The following is a 17,752-nucleotide window of genomic DNA, read 5'->3' as shown; positions in this document are numbered from 1 at the left end:
GGTGTCCGCGCCCCGGGTCGTGCGGTCGCGCCGGCCGGAGTTCCTGGCTTCCCCTCTTCACCGGGAGGGGTGACAGTGGCGGGACCGCCCCGGACTCTCACCGGGTTCCTCCACCTGCCGACACGTGGTTTCTCCGGTTCACTCTCCGGTGCGGTCCGGCGGGAGTCAAGGTGATGTGCGGCCGGGGTCGAACGCGTACCCCATGCCGCGGGCGGTGCGGATGTGACCGGCGCCGATCTTGCGCCGCAGGGTGCGGACGTAGACGTCGACGATGTTGGAGCCGGGGTCGAAGTCGTAACCCCACACGTGGGAGAGGATCTGCTCGCGGGTGAGCACCTGGCCCTGATGGCGGATGAACAGCTCCAGGAGGGCGAACTCGCGCGAGGTCAGCTCCACGCCGGTGCCCTCGACGTCCGCGCGGCGCGTGCGCAGGTCCAGCGACAACGGACCCGCGTGCAGCACGGTGGTCTCGGCCACGAGTTCGGTGCGGCGCAGCCGGAGCCTGATCCTGGCCAGCAGCTCGTCGAAGCGGAACGGTTTCGCCATGTAGTCGTCCGCGCCGCCCTCCAGCCCGGCCAGCGTGGTCTGGGGCGAATCGTGCGCGGTGAGGATGACCACCGGGGTCGTGTTGTGGTGTTCGCGCAGGGTCCGCAGCACGGACAGACCGCCGCGGGACGGCAGGCCGAGGTCGAGGACCAGCAGGTCGTAGCCGTCGCCGAGGGCGTACTGGAGGGCCTGCTCACCGTCGGCGACGACGGTGGTGGTGAAACCGTTGGCGATGAGCCCTTTGCGGACGAACGAGGCGATCCGCTCCTCGTCCTCGGCGATCAGGATACGGGCCACGGCGTGCCTCCTTCGACGGCGTGAACAGGGATTTCGATGGTGAACCGGGCGCCGAGGCCCGGTGCCGACTCCAGGCGCACCAGCCCGTGCTGAGCCTCGGCGATGGCGCGCACGATCGCCAGCCCGAGCCCGGCCCCGCTCCGGTGGCCGCCGGACGGCCCCCGGTTGAACCGCTGGAAGATCCTTTCGGCGTCCTCCCGCGGCACACCGGGGCCGTGATCGGTCACCCAGAACGACACGGTGTCCTCGGACACGGCCGAGCCGATCAGGATCTCGTCGCCGTCCTCGGTGTGCTGGACGGCGTTCTGGGCCAGCTGCACCACGGCCTGGGTCGTCCGCTGCTCGTCGAGCGGCACCTGCCCTTCGCCGAGCGCCTCCAGCCGCCAGCGACGGTCGCCGATCGTGCGGACCTTGGCGTAGAGGTCGCTGGTCAGCTCGGTGACGTCGGTGGGCGCGAGGGTGACGAAGTCGGGCTGCTCGGCCTTGGCCAGCAAAAGCAGGTCGCCGACGATGCGGTTCATCCGGTCCAGTTCGTCGACGCACAGCCGGATCGCCTCGGCCCGCGCGACGGGATCGTCGTCGAGCAGTTCGAGATGGCCGAGCACGATGGTGATCGGGGTCCGCAGTTCGTGGCCGGCGTCGTCGAGGAACCGCCGCTGGGTGGCGAACGCGAGGTCGAGCCGGTCGAGCATGGCGTTGAACTGTTCGGCGAGCGCGGCGACGTCGTCCCGGCCGTCCACCGGGATGCGCCGGGTCAGGTCGTGTTCGGTGATCTCGGCGGCGGCGCGGCGCACCAGCCGCACCGGGGCGAGGATCTGCCCGGCGACCAGCCACGCCGCGGCCCCGGCCAGGACGAGCCCGAGCAAGCCGACGAACAGCAGGGTCCGCACGGTGGTGGCGATCTCGGCGCGGTCGCGATCAACGAAGTAGCCGACGACGAAGGAGCCCCGGTCACCCTCCCGGGTGCCGGACGCGTCGACGCGGATCCAGCGCATCTCCCCGGCGGGCGTCTCGACACTGCCGCTGCGCGCCGGGTCGGCGAGGATCGGGTCCAGTACCGCCGGGCTCTCGCCAAGCCGGAACGGTTCCTCGCGATCCTGCAGGATCGGCCCGGACGACGGCGTCCAGGCCAGCACCACTTCGTCGTCGTCGACGTACTGGCGCCGCAGATGCGCCGACAACGCGGACCGTACGTCCGGGAACGGCTGCCCGGTGGCGCGGTCCACCCCTTCTTCCAGCACCTGGCCGAGCTCGGCGGCTTCCTGTTCGAGCGCGGCGTTGACGTCGCTGTCGACCTCGCGCAGCAACAGGTTGTACGTGACCAGCGTCGTCGCCACCGTGACCACGGCGACGAGCAGCAACAGCCAGCCCATGATCCGGATCCGCGCGGGGATCGCCCGCGTTTTTCGTTCAGTCGTCGTCGGCACCGTCGTCGTCCTGGTCGTCACCGGGTGGGACCACCGGGGGCGGGGGCACGACCACCGGCGTGGAACTGCTCGCCGGCGGGGGAGGGGCCGGGTGCTCTCTCAGCTTCACCTCGACCGGAGCCCGCGGCGCGGGCGGTTCCGGCCACGCCCACGTGACCGCCGCCGCACCGAGCGGAAGCGCCACGGCGGCGGCGAGCAGGGCGATACGCGAGCGGGCCATGGCTCCACCCTCCTGGTCGTCGATGTGGCGAAGATGAGGACAAGATGAAAGAATCTTCACATAACGGACGCGGACAGGCGGGTGCCGACCAGCACGATCCGCAGCAGCCGTTCGGCCGCGTCGGTGAGGAACTCGGCGCCGCGCAGGATCGCCTCGTCCAGGTCCACCGGACCCGGCTGGATGGCCTGGAAGGCGTCGATGCCGACGGCGTAGGTGGTGTCGGCGTCCAAGCCGATCCGGCCGGCGAGCGCGACCACCGGTTTCCCGTGCGCCTTGGCCCGGCGGGCCACCTCGGCGGGCACCTTCCCGTGCGGGGTCTGGGCGTCGATCGTGCCCTCGGCGGTGACCACGAGATCGGCCGCGGCGAGCCGGGCGTCGAGGTCGACATGGTCCAGCAGCACCTCGAACCGCGGCAGCAGCCGGGCGCCCAGCGCGGCGCACAGGCCCGCGCCGAGACCGCCGGAAGCACCCGATCCGGGGACGAGCGCGACGTCGGCGCCCAGGTCGCGGCGCAGGACGCCGGCCCAGCTGTCCAGCGCGGCGGCCAGTCTCTCCACCTGCTCGGGGGTCGCGCCCTTCTGCGGGCCGAACACCCTCGCCACGCCGCGCGGGCCGCACAGCACGTTGTGCGGGTTGACCGCCAGCCGGAGCACGGTGTGCGCGAGTCTCGGATCCAGCCCCGAGACGTCGATGTGCCGGGCTCGCGCCAGCTCCGCCCCGCCGGGGCCGATCTCCTGACCGGCGCGGTCGAGCACCCGGGCGCCCAGCGCCTGAAGTGCCCCGGCCCCGCCGTCGGAGACGCCGGAGTCTCCGCAGCCGACGAGCACCGAGGAACACCCCGAGTCGAGCGCGGCGATCATCAGCTCGCCGACGCCCCGGCTGGTGGTGCGCCCGGGATCACGGCGGCCGGTGGGCACCAGCCGCAGGCCCGCGGCCGCCGCCATCTCGACCACCGCCGTCGACCCGTCGCCGAGGATCGCGAAATGGGAGCGCACCGGCAGCCCGACCGGACCGGTGACGACGGTGTCGACCACCTTCCCGCCGGTGCTCCCGGCGAGCGCGGCGGCCGAACCCTCCCCGCCGTCCACCAGCGGGACGCGGTCGATCTCCGCGAACGGGACGACCCGGAGCACCCCCTCGGCGATGGCGTCGGCGGCCGCTTCGGCGCCGAGACTTTCCTTGAACCCACTGGGGGCGACGACGATCCGCATGACTTCCTCCTGATGGTTCACGGCACGAGGCCGAGGTACGGCCAGACGAGCAAGGCGAAGACGGCGACGACGACCACGTGCAGCGGCGCGAGCACGGCCGAAAGCCGGAGCAGGTCGCGGGCCGAATAGGTCGGCACGCCTTCGATGCCGGAGAACAGGGCGACCGGTTTGGCGGAGGAGGTGAGGGTGTGGCAGAACCCCGCCGCCGCGGTGGACGCGAACACCGCCGCGGCCGGGGCCAGTCCGGTGGCCGCGGCGAGCGGGATCACCACCGGCACCAGCACCGAAGACCGTGCCGACCGGGACTGCACCGCCAGGTGCGCGGCCGTGCTCACCACGATCACGGCGAGCAGCACCACCCACGCCGGCGCGCCCCGGACGGGACTCAAGGCCACGTCCGCCACCCACGCCGCCGCACCCGACCCGACCAGCGCGCTGCCGAGCGCGGCCGTCGCGGCGGTGAACAGCAGCAGCGACCACGGCACCGTCTTCAGCGCCGTACCCGTGGTGACCCGATGCGGCGGCACGCACATCGCCAGCGCGCCGACGAGCCCGACCAGTGCGGGCGGCAGGCCGTGCCACGATTCGGTGCACCACAGCACCAGCACCACACCGGTGGTCACCGCCGCGAACCGCTCCGTCCGCGTCCACGGCCCTCGCGGCGGGAACCGTGCGCGCAGGTCGAACCGTTCACGGCGGTCTTTTTTGGTGGTGAACAGTCGCAGGACGACCTCGGCCGCGAGATGGGACGAGATGGCCGCCAGCGGCAGACCCAGCACCAGCCAGCGCAGAAAGCCGATGCCGTCGCCGGTCGCTTCACGCAGGAGCTGGTCGGCCACCAGATGCGCGCCCGCGCCGATGAGCGTCGAGACCGCCGACAGCAACACCACGGTCGGGAACAGCACCGAGAGCGCCTTGGCCACCCGCGGGAGCGCGCTCGCCAAGGCGGTGAACACCGGCACGGCCAGCGCCGCCCGCCCCGACGTCGACGGAACCACCAGCGACGAGACCACCAACGCGACCGTCGACAGATGGGCCAGCCCCCGCACCGACCGCGCCCGCGCCGGCAGCACGGCCACGAACCGGTCGACCAGCCCCGAACCGGTCAGCCCGGCCGCCAGCACGAACGCCGCGATCAGCAGCCACACCAGATCCGCGCCGAGGGTGGCGAACAGCTCGGCGGGCGCCAGGATCCCGGTCACGGCCAGGACGGCGACCGCCGCGAGCGCGACCCACGTGTCGTCCAGACTGGTCAGTACCCAGGCGCCCACGGCCGTGGCGAAGACGGCCAGCACCAGTGCGCCTTGCCAGGTCGGCCCGCCTGGTACGAGCGCGAGGCTCAGCGCCGGGACGGCCGCGGCGGGGACCAGCCAAGTCTTGGTGCGCTTGGGTTTTTCGGTCTTGCCGGGCTTTCGTGGCTGGCTGGTCGTGTAGGTGTAGGCGGTCACGGTGACCAGCTTGTGGCGCGCTCCTGAATCGTCCGTTAAGGACGGATGAGGAGGTCTTCATGTTGGGGCCGCGGCCATGTGGATTTCAGGCTGGCGTCTGTCGCATTTCGGGAGTCTCGGTTCGGGCAAGCGGTGATCGGTCTGGCGCAGACCTCGTCTGGGAACCGCCACGCCCGCTGAGTAGTGGGCTCCTGGAGCCGGAGGCTTCGTCACCGACTGCGGGCATGGCGAGGGGCCCGTCGCCGGTGTGGCCGACGGGCTCCTCGGGGTTCAGCGGTGGTGCAGGGTGTTGCGGCGGGGTTGTCGGAGCGGATCTCGGTACTGGGGCGGGATGAACTCCGGTAACCCGTCGGCCGCCATCCGTACTTGCCAGTCACCGTGGTGGATCAGGCGGTGATGGAAACCGCACAGCAGCACGAGATTTCGGAGATCCGTCGGGCCGCCGTCGACCCAGTGCTCGATATGATGGGCGTGACAATTCTTCGGCTTCCGATGGCAGCCGGGGAACGCGCAGCCGCCGTCGCGGATGTTCAACGCGCGTCTTTGGCCTGGGGTGACGAACCGTCGCAGCCGTCCCATGTCCAGGGGTTCTCCGGCGGCGCTCATGACGACGGGGAGCATGAGGCAGTCGCAGGCGGCGAGCCGGGCTTCCCGCGCAGGCATCGTCCCCACGAAATCCAGATACGCCGTCCCGAGACCCGACTTCAACTCATCGAGCCCGATGGTCACGTGCACCAAGGTGCGGTAGCCGCTGGTTCCCGGTTGGTCCGGGCAGGCGATCGCCAAGTCGAGGAGGTCAACCCAGGCGTCTCCCAGGCGTTCGCACTTCATACGCAGATCGGCTTGCCCGAACTCGTCCACCGGCCGCGGCTGAGCGTGCGCCTCCAACGCGGCGGCGGTGCGGGCACCGGTCTCATCGTCCAAAAGGCCGGTCAGCTTCCAGAACCCGTCCTTACGGCGCTCCAAGGTGATCTCGCGCCGGGGTTCCTTGGGCTCAGGTTCCTTGGGTTCTTTGCCGTCGGGGTCGAGCCAGCCCAGCAGGTTCGCCTCGGCCTCGACGAGTTGGTGAGGACCGGCGTTAGGGGCGAGATCGGCGAGGATCTTCTCCGCGGTGGCGCGGTCTTCGGTGGAGGTGTCGGCAGGAAGCCGCTTCAAGATCTCCAGGATCTGATCGATCCGCTCATCCCCCACCAGTCCCTCAGCGGCGACAGCAGCGGTCGCCGGAGCGACGGGCGGAACCTCGCTACCGTCCAAAGCGCGAGTGGGATTCAACGCGAGCGCCCGGTTCACCACCGCCCGCGCCTCACCCACCGACAACCCCGCCATATCCGCGAACCACTTATCCGTACGGCCATACCCGTACAAGTCTTTGGGGCCCCGATTCTCGATCTCCGCCAAAAACTGCCCCAAACCGGCAGTGGCCATCCGAATCACCCGCAAAGACTGCTGCACACCATGAGCAAGCTCCACCTTGCCAGCACGCCACAACTCCTGCGGCAACTCAGGGAGAAAGGTCTCGGACACGCCTCCAGAATACCAAGATTCATCGAACACGTGTTCGTAATTTTAAGCGACCAGCGAAACGCGCCGACAACACTGAAGGGTGAAATGGCCGCCGACGGCGAATCACCCTGGGCAACCCCCCGCATTTAGTCGACTAAATGCGGAGGAAATCGCCGCAATCACCGCGAGCAGAAGTTCCTCGCCCCCGATGCGATCGTGCCCCAGCCAAAACGGCGTGGGCGTGTGCCCGCTCCAGCAGGCTCACGCCGACCGCTCCGACGAAGAGTCACCTATCCGCGGGAAGGGGGCGGTGGAGAAGATGACCTCCACCGCCACTTCGAAGAACTTCGCGATCCGCAGTGCGAGGTAGAGACTCGGGCTGTACTCGCCGCGTTCGAGGTAGCCGATGGTCTGGTAATGCACGCCCAGCGCGTCGGCGAGTTCGCGGCGGGAGATGCCCCGTTCCGCCCGCAACATCGCGATCCGGTTGTAAACGACCTCGCTCATGAGCTAGCCAATTCGCTGCATCGCCTTTTCCCGTCGTGCCGCCACCGAGGACCCGGACTCGCGCCGCGCCATACGTCGCAGGACGACCGGGGCCAGCGTCAATCCGATCACGGCCCACACCGACAGCACGCCGAGGGTCTCCCAAGGTCGCCAGGACTGGCCGATCTCGATGATCACCGTCGAGTCCGGCAGCAGCGCCGACCGCATGCCGAGGCCGAGCCAGTACATCGGGAACACCTGCCCGAGGTACTGCAGCCACTCCGGCAGCGCGGTGATCGGGTAGAAGATCCCGGAGATCGCGCCGATACCCAGCGTCGGCAGCATGATCAGCCCGATGCTGCGCGCGTTCGAGGTCAGCGAGCCGAAGATCGCGCCGATCGGCATCGTGGCGAGCAGTCCGAGCACCAGCACCCACAGCAGGCCCAGCCACGACGTCAGCCCGCCGGGCGCGATGCCGTCGAACAGGATCAGGCTCGGGATCAGGACCAGCAGCATCCCGATGACGGTGCTCAACGACACCGTGACGACCTTGCCGACGAGGTAGCCGATCATGCCGTTCGGCGTGGCCTTGGCGCGCAGCAGCGTGCCGTCTTCCCGTTCGACGGCGAGGACTCCCGCCATCCCGAGCATGCCGCTGAACACGATCGACGCGCCCAGCACGCTCGGCACGGTGGCGGCGCCGAGCGAGAACTCCGTGCCCGGCAGTTTCGCGCCGCGCATGAAGAACATGACGACCACGAAGATCGCCGGGTAGAGGAAGGTGTTGAAGAGGTCTTCCCGGTTGGTCATCATCTGGCGGGCTTCGAGCCAGCCGCGCCGGACGCCCAGCCGGACACTGTGCTGAATCGTGTTCATCGCGCGCCCACCGCCTCCAGGGTCTCGGCCTTGCGGACCAGGGTCATGTACGTGTCTTCGAGCGATGCCCGCCGGACCTCCAGATCGCCGATGGCGTCCCCGTGCTGCTTGAACAGTTCGTGCACGTACTTCGTCGATTCGGTCGTGGAGTGCACGAACCGCTGGCCGTCCAGCGTCCAACGCACCTCGGCCTCGCCGGCGATCTGCCTGCTCAGCGCGTCGGCCGAACCGTCGGCCACGATGCGGCCGTGGTTCAGGATCAGGATCCGGTCGGCCAGCTTCTCGGCTTCGTCGAGGTCGTGCGTGGTCAGCAGGATCGTCGTGTCGTCGTCATCGGTCAGCCGGTGCACGAGGTCGTGGAACTCGCGCCGCGCCTCCGGGTCCAGCCCGGCGGTCGGCTCGTCGAGGAACAGCAGCTCCGGGCGGCCGACGATGCCGATCGCGACGTCGAGCCGTCGCCGCTGCCCGCCCGAGAGCATCCGGACCCTCTTGTCCGCGTGCTCGGTCAGGCCGACCGCGGCGACCAGTTCGTCCGGATCCCACGGCCGCTTGATGCGGTCTGTGGAGTACGGCGCGTAGTAGCCGCCGAGGTGCTCCAGCAGCTCGCGCACCCGCCATTTCGCGTGGTCACGCCAGGCCTGGAGGACGACCCCCAGCCGCGCCCTCCAGTTCTCGTCGGCATGCGCCGGATCGACGCCCAGCACGCTGACCTCGCCCTCCGACCGCATCCGGAAGCCTTCGAGGATCTCGATCGTCGTGGTCTTGCCCGCCCCGTTCGGGCCGAGCAGGCAGATCACCTCGCCGCGGTGCGCGGTGAAGTCGACGCCGTGGAGGACGTCGTTCGTGCCGTACCGCATCCGGAGATCTTTGACGGAGATCATCACGTCGTGTGGATCTCTCATTGGTCACCCCCATCTCAGTGCTGCGATCGAATGTAGCACATCTACTACATTCGGTCTGAGAGATGCTCTCGTAGAAATGGGCCATCTACAGTGAGCGCATGTCCACGAGCGCACGTGTCCGAGCCGACGCGTGCCCCGGTGTTTTCGCCACGCACGACGCGGCCGACGGTCCGCTCGCCCGGGTCCGGTTGCCCGGGGGTGCCATCGCGGCGGCCCAATTCAGGGCGCTCGCGGACGCCGCCGACGACCTCGGGGACGGCGCCCTCCACCTGACCTCCCGCGGAAACGTGCAGCTGCGCGGTGTCACCCGGCCGGGTCTCGCGGGCAGGCTCGCCGCGGCCGGTCTCCTGCCCTCGCCGTCGCACGAACGCGTCCGCAACATCCTCGCGTCGCCGCTGAGCGATACGGCGCAAAAGCTGGCCCCGGCCCTCGACAAGGCGTTGTGCGCGGTCCCTGAGCTGGCCGAACTCCCAGGACGCTTCCTCTTCGCCCTCGATGGCGGCCAAGGCGACGTCGCGGGTGAGGGCGCCGACGTCTGCTGGCGTGACGGAGCCGTGCTGCTCGCCGGTGAGGACACCGGCCTGCGGGTGACCGCCGAGCAGGCCGTCGGGACGCTGATCTCGGTCGCGCGCGCGTTCCTGCGCCTGCGCGGAACGGCCTGGCGGATCAGCGAACTCGCCGACATCGAGCCGCTGGTCAGGGGCATCCCAGGCGAAACGACGGAGCCGCGGGAGTTCGAGGTGAACCCGGGCCTCCCGATCGGGCCGATCGGTGACGCGATCGGGGTCGCCCCGGTCTTCGGCAGGCTCACCTCGGCTCAGGCGCGCAAGATCGCGAAGGCCGGGAGCGCCGTGGTCACGCCGTGGCGGTCGATCCTGGTCCTCGGCCCCTTGGCGCCGGACACAGGGCTGATCACCGATCCGAACGCGCCTTCGCTCGGGATCAGCGCCTGCATCGGGCATCCGGGCTGCGCCAAGTCGCTCGCCGACGTACGGGCCGACGCGGCGCGGGTCGGCCGGACCCCGCGAGCCCATTTCGCCGGTTGTGAACGGCGCTGCGGCAAACCCGCGCGCGAGCACGTCGACGTGCTCGCGACGGAGGACGGTTATCTGGTCGACGGGGCGTACGTCCCGGTCGGCGAGCTGGCGAGAACGTTGGCGGAGAAAGGAACACAGTGATCGACTACATCCGGGACGGGGCCGAGATCTACCGGCATTCGTTCGCCACCATCCGTGCGGAGGCGGATCTCGCGATCCTCCCCGACGACGTCGCGGTGCTGGCCGTGCGGATGATCCACGCCTGCGGGATGGTCGACCTGGTCGACGATCTCCGCTACAGCCTGGACGTGGTGGAATCCGGCCGCGCCGCGCTCGAAGCGGGCGCGCCGATCCTGTGCGACGCCAACATGATCGCCTCCGGGGTGACCCGCAAACGTTTGCCTGCCGCCAACGAGGTGCTGTGCACGCTGTCCGATCCGAAGGTGCCGGGGCTGGCCGAGCGGATGGGCACCACCCGGTCCGCGGCCGCGCTGGAGCTGTGGCGCGACAAGCTGCCTGGATCCGTGGTGGCGATCGGCAACGCGCCGACCGCGTTGTTCCGCCTGCTGGAACTGCTCGAAGAGGGGGTCGGCGCCCCGGCGGCGATCATCGGGGTCCCGGTGGGCTTCATCGGCGCCGCCGAGTCCAAAGTGGAGCTCGCGAAGCGGGCACCCGCCCCGTACCTGGTGGTGCACGGACGCCGAGGCGGCAGCGCGATGGCCGTCGCCGCGATCAACGCGATGGCGAGTGAGGTCGAATGAGCGGGCTCGGGAAACTCTGGGGTGTCGGGCTCGGACCCGGTGACCCGGAACTGATGACGGTCAAGGCGGCCCGCCTCATCGGCGAGGCCGACGTCATCGCCTACCACAGCGCGCGGCACGGCCGGAGCATCGCGCGTTCGGTCGCCGAGCCGTATCTGCGGGACGGGCAGATCGAGGAGAAGCTGGTCTACCCGGTCACCACCGAGACCACCGACCATCCCGGCGGCTACGAAGGCGCCATCGCCGACTTCTACGAGCTGAGCGCGAAACGGCTGGCCGAACACCTCGACGCCGGGCGCGACGTGGTGGTGCTCTGCGAAGGCGACCCGTTCTTCTACGGCTCCTACATGTACATGCACGAACGGCTCGCCGACCGCTACGAGGCGACCGTGGTGCCCGGCGTGACGTCGGTCAGCGCGGCGTCGTCGGTGCTCGGCCGTCCGTTGGTGCAGCGCGACGAGGTCCTCACCATCCTGCCCGGCACGCTGCCCGCGCCGGAACTCGCGCGACGCCTCGCCGACACGCAGGCCGCGGCGGTGCTCAAACTCGGGCGCACGTTCGGCAACGTCCGCGAGGCGCTGGCCGAAGCCGGGAAGCTGGACGACGCCTTCTACGTCGAACGCGCGACCTGGCAGGCGCAGCGCGTCGAGCCGTTCGCCGACGTCGACCCCGATTCGGTGCCGTACTTCTCGCTGGCGCTGCTGCCCAGCCCGGCCTACGCGTCCCGGCTTGCCGACGAACCCGAAGTCACCCGGAAGCAGGAAACGCACACGGGCGGGGAAGTCGTGGTCGTCGGACTCGGCCCGGCCGGCCCCGGCTGGCTGACCCCCGAAGCGACCGAGGAACTGGCCGCGGCGGAGCACGTCGTCGGCTACGGCCCGTACGTCGCGCGAGTGCCGCAGCGCGCGGGCCAGCAGCGGCACGCGTCGGGCAACCGTGTCGAGGCCGAACGCGCCGTCGAAGCGCTGGAGCTGGCCGCGAACGGCGCCAAGGTCGCCGTCGTCTCTTCGGGTGATCCCGGCGTGTTCGCGATGGCGTCGGCGGTGCTGGAGCAGGTCGCCGCCGGGCATGGCGCGGGCAGCCGAGTGCGGATCGTGCCGGGCGTGACCGCCGCGCAGGCGGCCGCGTCCCGGGTCGGCGCGCCGCTGGGCCACGACTACTGCGTGCTTTCGCTGTCCGACCGGCTCAAGCCGTGGGAGATCATCGAACGGCGGCTGGACGCGGCGGGTGCGGCGGATCTCGTGCTCGCGCTGTACAACCCGGCGTCCCGCACGCGGACCACGCAGCTCGCGCAGGCCCGCGACGTCCTGCTCCGGCACCGCGCGCCGGAGACCCCGGTGGTCGTCGCCCGCGACGTCGGCGGACCCGAGGAGGACGTCCGCGTGGTCACCCTCGGCACCCTCGATCCGGCCAGTGTCGACATGCGCTGCCTGCTGATCGTCGGCTCGTCGAAGACGCGCGCCGAGAACGGCGTGGTCTGGACGCCGCGTACCTACGAGTGATGGCCCGACAGGGCCGAGAAGTGGATGGAGTAACTCCCTCCGTAATAAACATATAGCGCATGGGGGGACTTGCCACAAGACCCCGGTGATGCCTCAGACTCACTCGCCGTAGCCGAAACCTGGCGAAATGGGAGTCTGTGTCAACTCAGGGTCATGAAGAAGAGCTGCGGTCCGAACGCGAATACGTCGCCGGGCTTTACACGCGCCTGGACGCCGAACGCGCGCGGGTGAAGGGGGAGTTCCAGGCGGCGCTGGGCGGAACCGGCGGGACGGCCATGGAGCGCGACGTCGAGGTGCGGGCGCTGGCCAGGGAGTCTCGGCGGCTGGACGTCGTCGACAACGGCCTGTGCTTCGGCAGGCTGGACGGTCTCGCGGGGGAGAGCTCGTACGTCGGCCGCATCGGGCTCTTCGACGAGGAGAACGACTACGAGCCGGTGCTGCTCGACTGGCGGGCGCCGGCGGCGCGCCCGTTCTACACCGCGACCGCCGCGACGCCGGAGAAGATGCGCCGCCGTCGTCAGTTCCACACGCACGGGCGGGAGCTGCTCGGCTTCACCGACGAGGTGTTCGGCCGTCCCGGCGGCGACGCGGAGGGTGACGCGGCGCTGCTGGCGGCCGTCAACGCGCCGCGCGGCGAGGGGATGCGGGACATCGTCGCGACGATCCAGTCCGAACAGGACGAGATCATCCGCCACGAACACCCCGGCGTGCTGGTGATCGAGGGCGGTCCGGGTACCGGGAAGACCGTGGTGGCGCTGCACCGCGTCGCGTACCTGCTGTACACCCAGCGCGAGCGGATGGAACGCCACGGCGTGCTCGTGGTCGGGCCGAATCCGGCGTTCCTGCACCACATCGGCCGGGTCCTGCCGTCGCTGGGCGAGACCGACGTGGTGTTCATGACCACCGGCGATTTCGTCCCCGGCAAGCAGGTCACCGCCGAGGACGGCCCGGAAGCCACCCGGCTCAAGGGATCGCTGAAGATGCTGGACGTCCTCAAGGCCGCTGTCGCCGATCGTCAGCGGCTGCCGGAGGAGCCGGTGCTGATCGACCTCACCGACGTCACCGTGCGGATCGACGCCGACACCGCGGAATGGGCCAGGGACGAGGCACGCAAGAGCGGGCTGCCGCACAACGAGGCGCGCGGGACGTTCACCGACATCGTCACCTACGTCCTGACCGAGCGGGCGATCGCGCGGATCGGGCGCGGCTGGCTCAGCCGGGACGACCGCGACGAATGGGAGCGGCTGCGGAAGGACCTGCTGAAGGAACTGGCGGAGAGTGAGACGTTCACCACCGCGCTCGACGAACTCTGGCCGATCCTGACGCCCGAAAGCCTGCTGGGCTCGCTGCTCTCGTCGCCGGAGCGGCTTCGCGCGGCGGGCGCCGGCCAGGCGTTGCTGCGCGCCGACGGGGAAGCCTGGACGGTGTCGGACATGCCGCTGCTCGACGAACTCGTCGACCTGCTCGGCCGCGACAAGACGGCGGACGCGGCGGCGGAGAAGGCTCTCGCGCGGGAGAAGAAGGCCGAAGCCGAGTACGCCGAAGGTGTGCTCGACACGATGAAACTCGACCGGGAGGAGATGGACGAGGACGTCATGCTCTCGGCGGAGAACCTGCTCTTCGCCGACGAGCTCGCCGACCGGTTCGTGGAGCACGACACGCGCAGCCTCGTCGAGCGGGCTTCCGCCGACCGGGACTGGACGTACCGGCACGTCGTGGTCGACGAGGCACAGGAACTGTCCGAAATGGACTGGCGGGTGCTGATGCGGCGCTGTCCCAACCGGTCGTTCACCGTCGTCGGCGATCTGGCGCAGCGCCGGTCCGAGGCCGGGGCGCGATCGTGGGACGCGATGCTGAAGCCGTACGTGCCGGGCCGCTGGGTCTACCGGTCGCTGACGGTGAACTACCGCACCCCGGCGGAGATCATGGCCGTCGCCGCGTCGGTGCTCGCCGAGTTCGCGCCCGAGGTCCGGGCGCCGGAGTCGGTGCGGTCCAACGGGGTCCGGCCGTGGGCGCGGCAGGTCGACGCGGATTCGCTGGCGGGCGCCATCGAGGAGTTCGTCAAGGACGAAGCCGGGCGTGAAGGCACCAGCGTCGTGATCGGGCCGCCCGGGGTGCCGGGCACGGTGCCCGCGTCGGAGACGAAGGGACTCGAGTTCGACGCCGTCCTCGTCGTGGACCCGGAACGGATCCTCGCCGACGGCCCGCGCGGTGCCGCTGAGCTCTACGTCGCGCTCACGCGCGCTACGCAGCGGCTCGGCGTGCTCCACGAGGGCGCGCTACCGCCCGCACTGGCGGGCCTGAACTCGTAACTCGCGTGATCAGAGTCCGCACTCGCGTGATTGGAGGCGTAACTCACGAGTTCCGTCTCCAATCACGTGAGTTACGGGTTCAAGCACGCGAGTGACGACTCAGCGCGTCGGGTCCTTGCCGTTCGGCTGCCGCGGACCCGGACCCGGCGACCACCAACCCGGCACGACCTTCTCGCCGTGGACGATCGTCGGCGCGATGCCCTCGGTGAACGGCTCCACCTGCAACAGCTGGCCCCAGGACTGGCTCGGCTGGCCGATCAGGTAGCTGGGCACCTCGGGTTCGGCCGCGACCTCTTCGAGCCAGCCGATCGGGCCGCCGTTGGTGCTGGACGCCCAGTTCGCCTCGTCGGCGACGGCGCCGGGGGTGATCCGGTAGTCGGGCACCTTCGAGATGCCGTCGTGCGAGGTCACCGGCTGCACGCACGGGTAGACGAACGACGCGGGCCAGTCGATGTACACCTGCTTGCCCGCGATCTTCTCGGTCAGCGTGGTGAACGTCGGCACGCGCGGCGCGGAGGCGGCGATCCAGCCGTCCTCGGTGAGGTCGTTGTCGACGATGTTGATCCGCACGGACGTCGTTTCGGCGGGGAGGTCGCGCAGGTTGATCCGGGTGTCGTTCCAGCCGCCCGTCCCGGCGCCCGGCGGCAGCACGAACTGGCTGCGGACGACCTTCACGCCTTCGCCGGTGTTCACGCCGTAGTCGAGGCTGACCGACGTCGGCCGCCGGGCCGCGCCCGCGGTGGCGACCACGATCTGGCCGTCGGCGGGTTTCTCGGCGAGGGCGTACCAGTCGCTGCGCAGCCGTCCGGCCCGCGTTTCGGGGTCGAGGAAGCTGCTCCACATCGGGACTTCGTCGGGTTTGAACCCGTGCGGCGGCTCGGCGAGGGGGTCCTTGTCGTCGATCGCGCGGGTGTGGAACCCGGTCTGCACGCGGCCGTTGTCCTGCTCGGGATCGGGCAGCGGCGGCGGGGTCTGCCCGGCGGGCGGCTCCTCCTTCTTCACCGGCACCGTCCGCTGCTCGGACTGGGCGCGCAGGATGCTGGTCGCGGCGTCGCGTTCCACCATCACGTGGTCGGAGAGGTTGCAGCTCTTGCCGAACAGATGCCCGAAGTTCGCGGCGCCGAGGCTGTAGGACCCCGACTGGTTGTGGATCGCCCACGCCATGCTGACGAACTCGCCCGTGGCCATCAGGCCGCAGACGACCACCAGCGAGAGCGAACCGAGCCGCAGCGACCGGCTCCGCCCCTCCTGCGGTCCCGCCTGCAGGCCCGGCCGGTGCGCGCGGACGTTCTCCACGAACGCGTACACCCCGGAGATCGCGGCCGCGATCAGCAGGATGGTCGACAGCGGGATCCCGCCGATCGACGGTGCCACGGCGGTCCACTGCACACCGAGTTTCGAGACGAACCAGTACGAGTTGGGCCCGGTCGCGGCCAGCGCGCCGACCACGAGCAGCCCGGCGAGGAACGCCGCCCGGTTGCGCCGGGACCTCAGCACCGTCGAACTGGTCGCCAGCGCGGTCAAGGCCGCCATGGCCGCGCCGACCGCGGCGAACGCGCCGAAGTGGTGCGTCCACTTGGTCGGGGTCAGCGCCAGCAGCAGGAAGAACAGGGCGACCGTGCCGATCAGCCGTCGGCTGGGACCGAGCGCGGCGCCGGGGATCCGGCCGCGGCGCAGCAGCACCACCAGGCAGGTCCCGGTGCACAGCAGCACCAGCAGTACAGGGAACCGGCGTGGCACGGAGCCGTCCGGGAGGCTTTCGAACAGCAGCTGGTAGCGCGCGAGTTCCTGGAACCACGACAGGTTCGGGCCGACCAGGGTGCGGATCCGGGTCGCCTCCTGCACGGTGGCGAAGGTCTGGTCGGCGAACACCACGACCAGCACCAGCAGCCCGGCGGCCAGCACCGGCCCGAGCACCGGCAGCCAGCCGTTCTCGGCGCGCTGGCGGACCAGTTTGTACAGCGGGCGCGCGGCGACCAGGAACGGCGCGACCGCGATCAGCCCGGTCGGCGTCGCGGCCAGGGTGAACCCGGCCGCGGTCAGCCCGAGGCACAGCGGCAGCAGGCGGCGGGTCACCAGCGCGCGCTCGACGGCGCAGATCGCCAGCAGCGAGCCCAGCGCGGCGACCGGTTCGGGCCGGACACCGTTGTTGAACGGCATCCACCAGACCAGGAAGACCGCGGCGGCGGCCCAGCCGGCGGCCCGGCTCGTGCGGACCTGCGTGCCCAGGCGCGGCATGACCTCGCGGCTGATCAGCAGCCAGCTCAGCACGCCGAGCAGGAACGACGGGAGCCGGATCCACGGCGGCACCGTGCTGACGTGCGCCATCAGCTGGTACACGTGGTAGAACCAGCCGAACGGCGCCTCGGCGACCCCGAACCACCGGTGGTAGTTCGTCAGGTAGCCGGTCTCTTCGGCCACTCTCGACATCGTGAGGATGTAGCCGTCGTCCGAGGTGACCGGGCCGATGAAGACCCACGCGCCGAGCGCGATGATCACCGTCGCGTCGCGGGCGGTCAGCCGCCACCAGCCGACCGGCGCCCAGCGCGGCGCGCGGCGCGCGAACCCGGAGTCCATCCGCCACACCGCGATCAGGCAGCCGATGAACGACAGCGCCGCGATGACGCCGATGATCCACTTCCACACGGTCGGCGAGGTCTGGTAGCGGGTGTCCGGGACCACCGAGACGTGCAGGCCGGCGATCGGGTCCTTGCCCGCGTTGATCGACGAGTAGATCCCGACCAGCCGCGGCCGGACGTCGCCCTCGGCGTGGAACACCACGGTCTCGGCGACGGTCAGCGTCATCTGGTTCGCGTCCGCCGACAGCTTGACGTCGCAGTTCTTCTCCGGCAACGGCTGCTGCACGATCTGCTGCCCCTGGCTGGAGGCGAGCAGCACGCCGTTGTCGATCCGCAGCTGCAGGCCGACGCCCTTGCCCGCACGCGGGTCGGTGCGGCCGTCGGGCACGGTGGAGAACAACAGCGCCTGCCCCTGCGAACGCGCGTCCAGCGAGCGGACGGTCGTGCACGGCAGGTCGACGCGCAGGTCCTGCGCCCAGTACCCGGTCAAGGGCGCGTTGACGGAGCGGGTGTCGCCGCCCGTTGGCCAGACGACCTCCGCTGTGTCCTGCACCACCGGCAGGAAGGGGAAAGCCAACGCGCACAAGGCGGACAGCAACCCCAGCGTGACAGCGATCAGACGCATCGGCGCAACGCTAACGGGTC

Annotated in this window: 14 protein-coding genes and 1 riboswitch; of the genes, 4 read left to right on the top strand and 10 right to left on the bottom strand. The window is 70.5% G+C overall.

The features are described from left to right. Positions 1-19: 19 nt before the first annotated feature. Positions 20-133: riboswitch (cobalamin riboswitch) on the bottom strand. Positions 134-165: 32 nt separating this feature from the next. The 9 genes from ACZ3HL_RS16830 to ACZ3HL_RS16790 all read right to left on the bottom strand — a co-directional run bounded on the left by ACZ3HL_RS16830 (position 166) and on the right by ACZ3HL_RS16790 (position 8,916). Further along, entirely contained in the window at positions 166-843 is a 678-nt protein-coding gene (locus ACZ3HL_RS16830) for a response regulator transcription factor (RefSeq protein ID WP_465531868.1), read from the bottom strand. Continuing rightward, positions 828-2,270 carry a sensor histidine kinase gene (locus tag ACZ3HL_RS16825; RefSeq protein WP_465531866.1) on the bottom strand — a complete coding sequence of 481 codons (1,443 nt, stop codon included), beginning with the start codon at positions 2,268-2,270 and terminating at the stop codon, positions 828-830. The genes ACZ3HL_RS16830 and ACZ3HL_RS16825 overlap by 16 nt, the downstream gene beginning before the upstream one ends. Continuing rightward, positions 2,254-2,490 (bottom strand): hypothetical protein, encoded by a 237-nt coding sequence (locus tag ACZ3HL_RS16820; RefSeq protein WP_240594864.1) that lies wholly within the window; start codon positions 2,488-2,490, stop codon positions 2,254-2,256. The genes ACZ3HL_RS16825 and ACZ3HL_RS16820 overlap by 17 nt, the downstream gene beginning before the upstream one ends. A gap of 56 nt (positions 2,491-2,546) precedes the next feature. Continuing rightward, on the bottom strand, positions 2,547-3,701 hold the full coding sequence (locus ACZ3HL_RS16815; RefSeq protein WP_465531864.1) for a glycerate kinase family protein: 1,155 nt from the start codon (positions 3,699-3,701) through the stop codon (positions 2,547-2,549). Positions 3,702-3,718: 17 nt separating this feature from the next. Continuing rightward, positions 3,719-5,149 carry an SLC13 family permease gene (locus tag ACZ3HL_RS16810; protein WP_465531862.1) on the bottom strand — a complete coding sequence of 477 codons (1,431 nt, stop codon included), beginning with the start codon at positions 5,147-5,149 and terminating at the stop codon, positions 3,719-3,721. A gap of 270 nt (positions 5,150-5,419) precedes the next feature. Further along, positions 5,420-6,673, bottom strand: coding sequence for an HNH endonuclease signature motif containing protein (locus ACZ3HL_RS16805; RefSeq protein ID WP_465531860.1), 1,254 nt, complete (start codon positions 6,671-6,673; stop codon positions 5,420-5,422). 240 nt (positions 6,674-6,913) lie between these two features. Beyond that, positions 6,914-7,159: a helix-turn-helix transcriptional regulator gene (locus ACZ3HL_RS16800; RefSeq protein ID WP_465421847.1), complete on the bottom strand. Its 246-nt coding sequence runs from the start codon at positions 7,157-7,159 to the stop codon at positions 6,914-6,916. 3 nt (positions 7,160-7,162) lie between these two features. Next, positions 7,163-8,014 carry an ABC transporter permease gene (locus tag ACZ3HL_RS16795; protein ID WP_465421845.1) on the bottom strand — a complete coding sequence of 284 codons (852 nt, stop codon included), beginning with the start codon at positions 8,012-8,014 and terminating at the stop codon, positions 7,163-7,165. Continuing rightward, positions 8,011-8,916 (bottom strand): ABC transporter ATP-binding protein, encoded by a 906-nt coding sequence (locus ACZ3HL_RS16790; protein ID WP_465421843.1) that lies wholly within the window; start codon positions 8,914-8,916, stop codon positions 8,011-8,013. Before ACZ3HL_RS16790 ends, ACZ3HL_RS16795 begins: the two co-directional genes overlap by 4 nt. A 98-nt stretch (positions 8,917-9,014) precedes the next feature. Here ACZ3HL_RS16790 and ACZ3HL_RS16785 point away from each other — a divergent pair, with 98 nt between their 5' ends. From ACZ3HL_RS16785 to helR, 4 genes are all read left to right on the top strand, one after another. After that, entirely contained in the window at positions 9,015-10,094 is a 1,080-nt protein-coding gene (locus ACZ3HL_RS16785; RefSeq protein ID WP_465531858.1) for a precorrin-3B synthase, read from the top strand. Beyond that, complete coding sequence (locus ACZ3HL_RS16780) at positions 10,091-10,714, top strand: precorrin-8X methylmutase (protein WP_465421839.1); 624 nt, start codon at positions 10,091-10,093, stop codon at positions 10,712-10,714. The genes ACZ3HL_RS16785 and ACZ3HL_RS16780 overlap by 4 nt, the downstream gene beginning before the upstream one ends. Beyond that, positions 10,711-12,216 (top strand): precorrin-2 C(20)-methyltransferase, encoded by a 1,506-nt coding sequence (locus tag ACZ3HL_RS16775; RefSeq protein WP_465421837.1) that lies wholly within the window; start codon positions 10,711-10,713, stop codon positions 12,214-12,216. Before ACZ3HL_RS16780 ends, ACZ3HL_RS16775 begins: the two co-directional genes overlap by 4 nt. Before the next feature lie 137 nt (positions 12,217-12,353). After that, the gene (helR, locus tag ACZ3HL_RS16770) at positions 12,354-14,528 is read left to right on the top strand and encodes an RNA polymerase recycling motor ATPase HelR (RefSeq protein ID WP_465531856.1); all 2,175 of its coding nucleotides are present in this window, start codon (positions 12,354-12,356) and stop codon (positions 14,526-14,528) included. Between the two features lie 99 nt (positions 14,529-14,627). On the opposite strand, the gene ACZ3HL_RS16765 is transcribed toward helR, so the two are convergent. After that, entirely contained in the window at positions 14,628-17,732 is a 3,105-nt protein-coding gene (locus tag ACZ3HL_RS16765) for an arabinosyltransferase domain-containing protein (protein WP_465531854.1), read from the bottom strand. Positions 17,733-17,752: the final 20 nt, after the last annotated feature.

The sequence above is a fragment of the Amycolatopsis sp. NPDC000009 genome (assembly GCF_055563465.1).
Note: the sequence above shows the minus strand (reverse complement) of the source record. Positions and strands in the feature narration are given on the sequence as shown.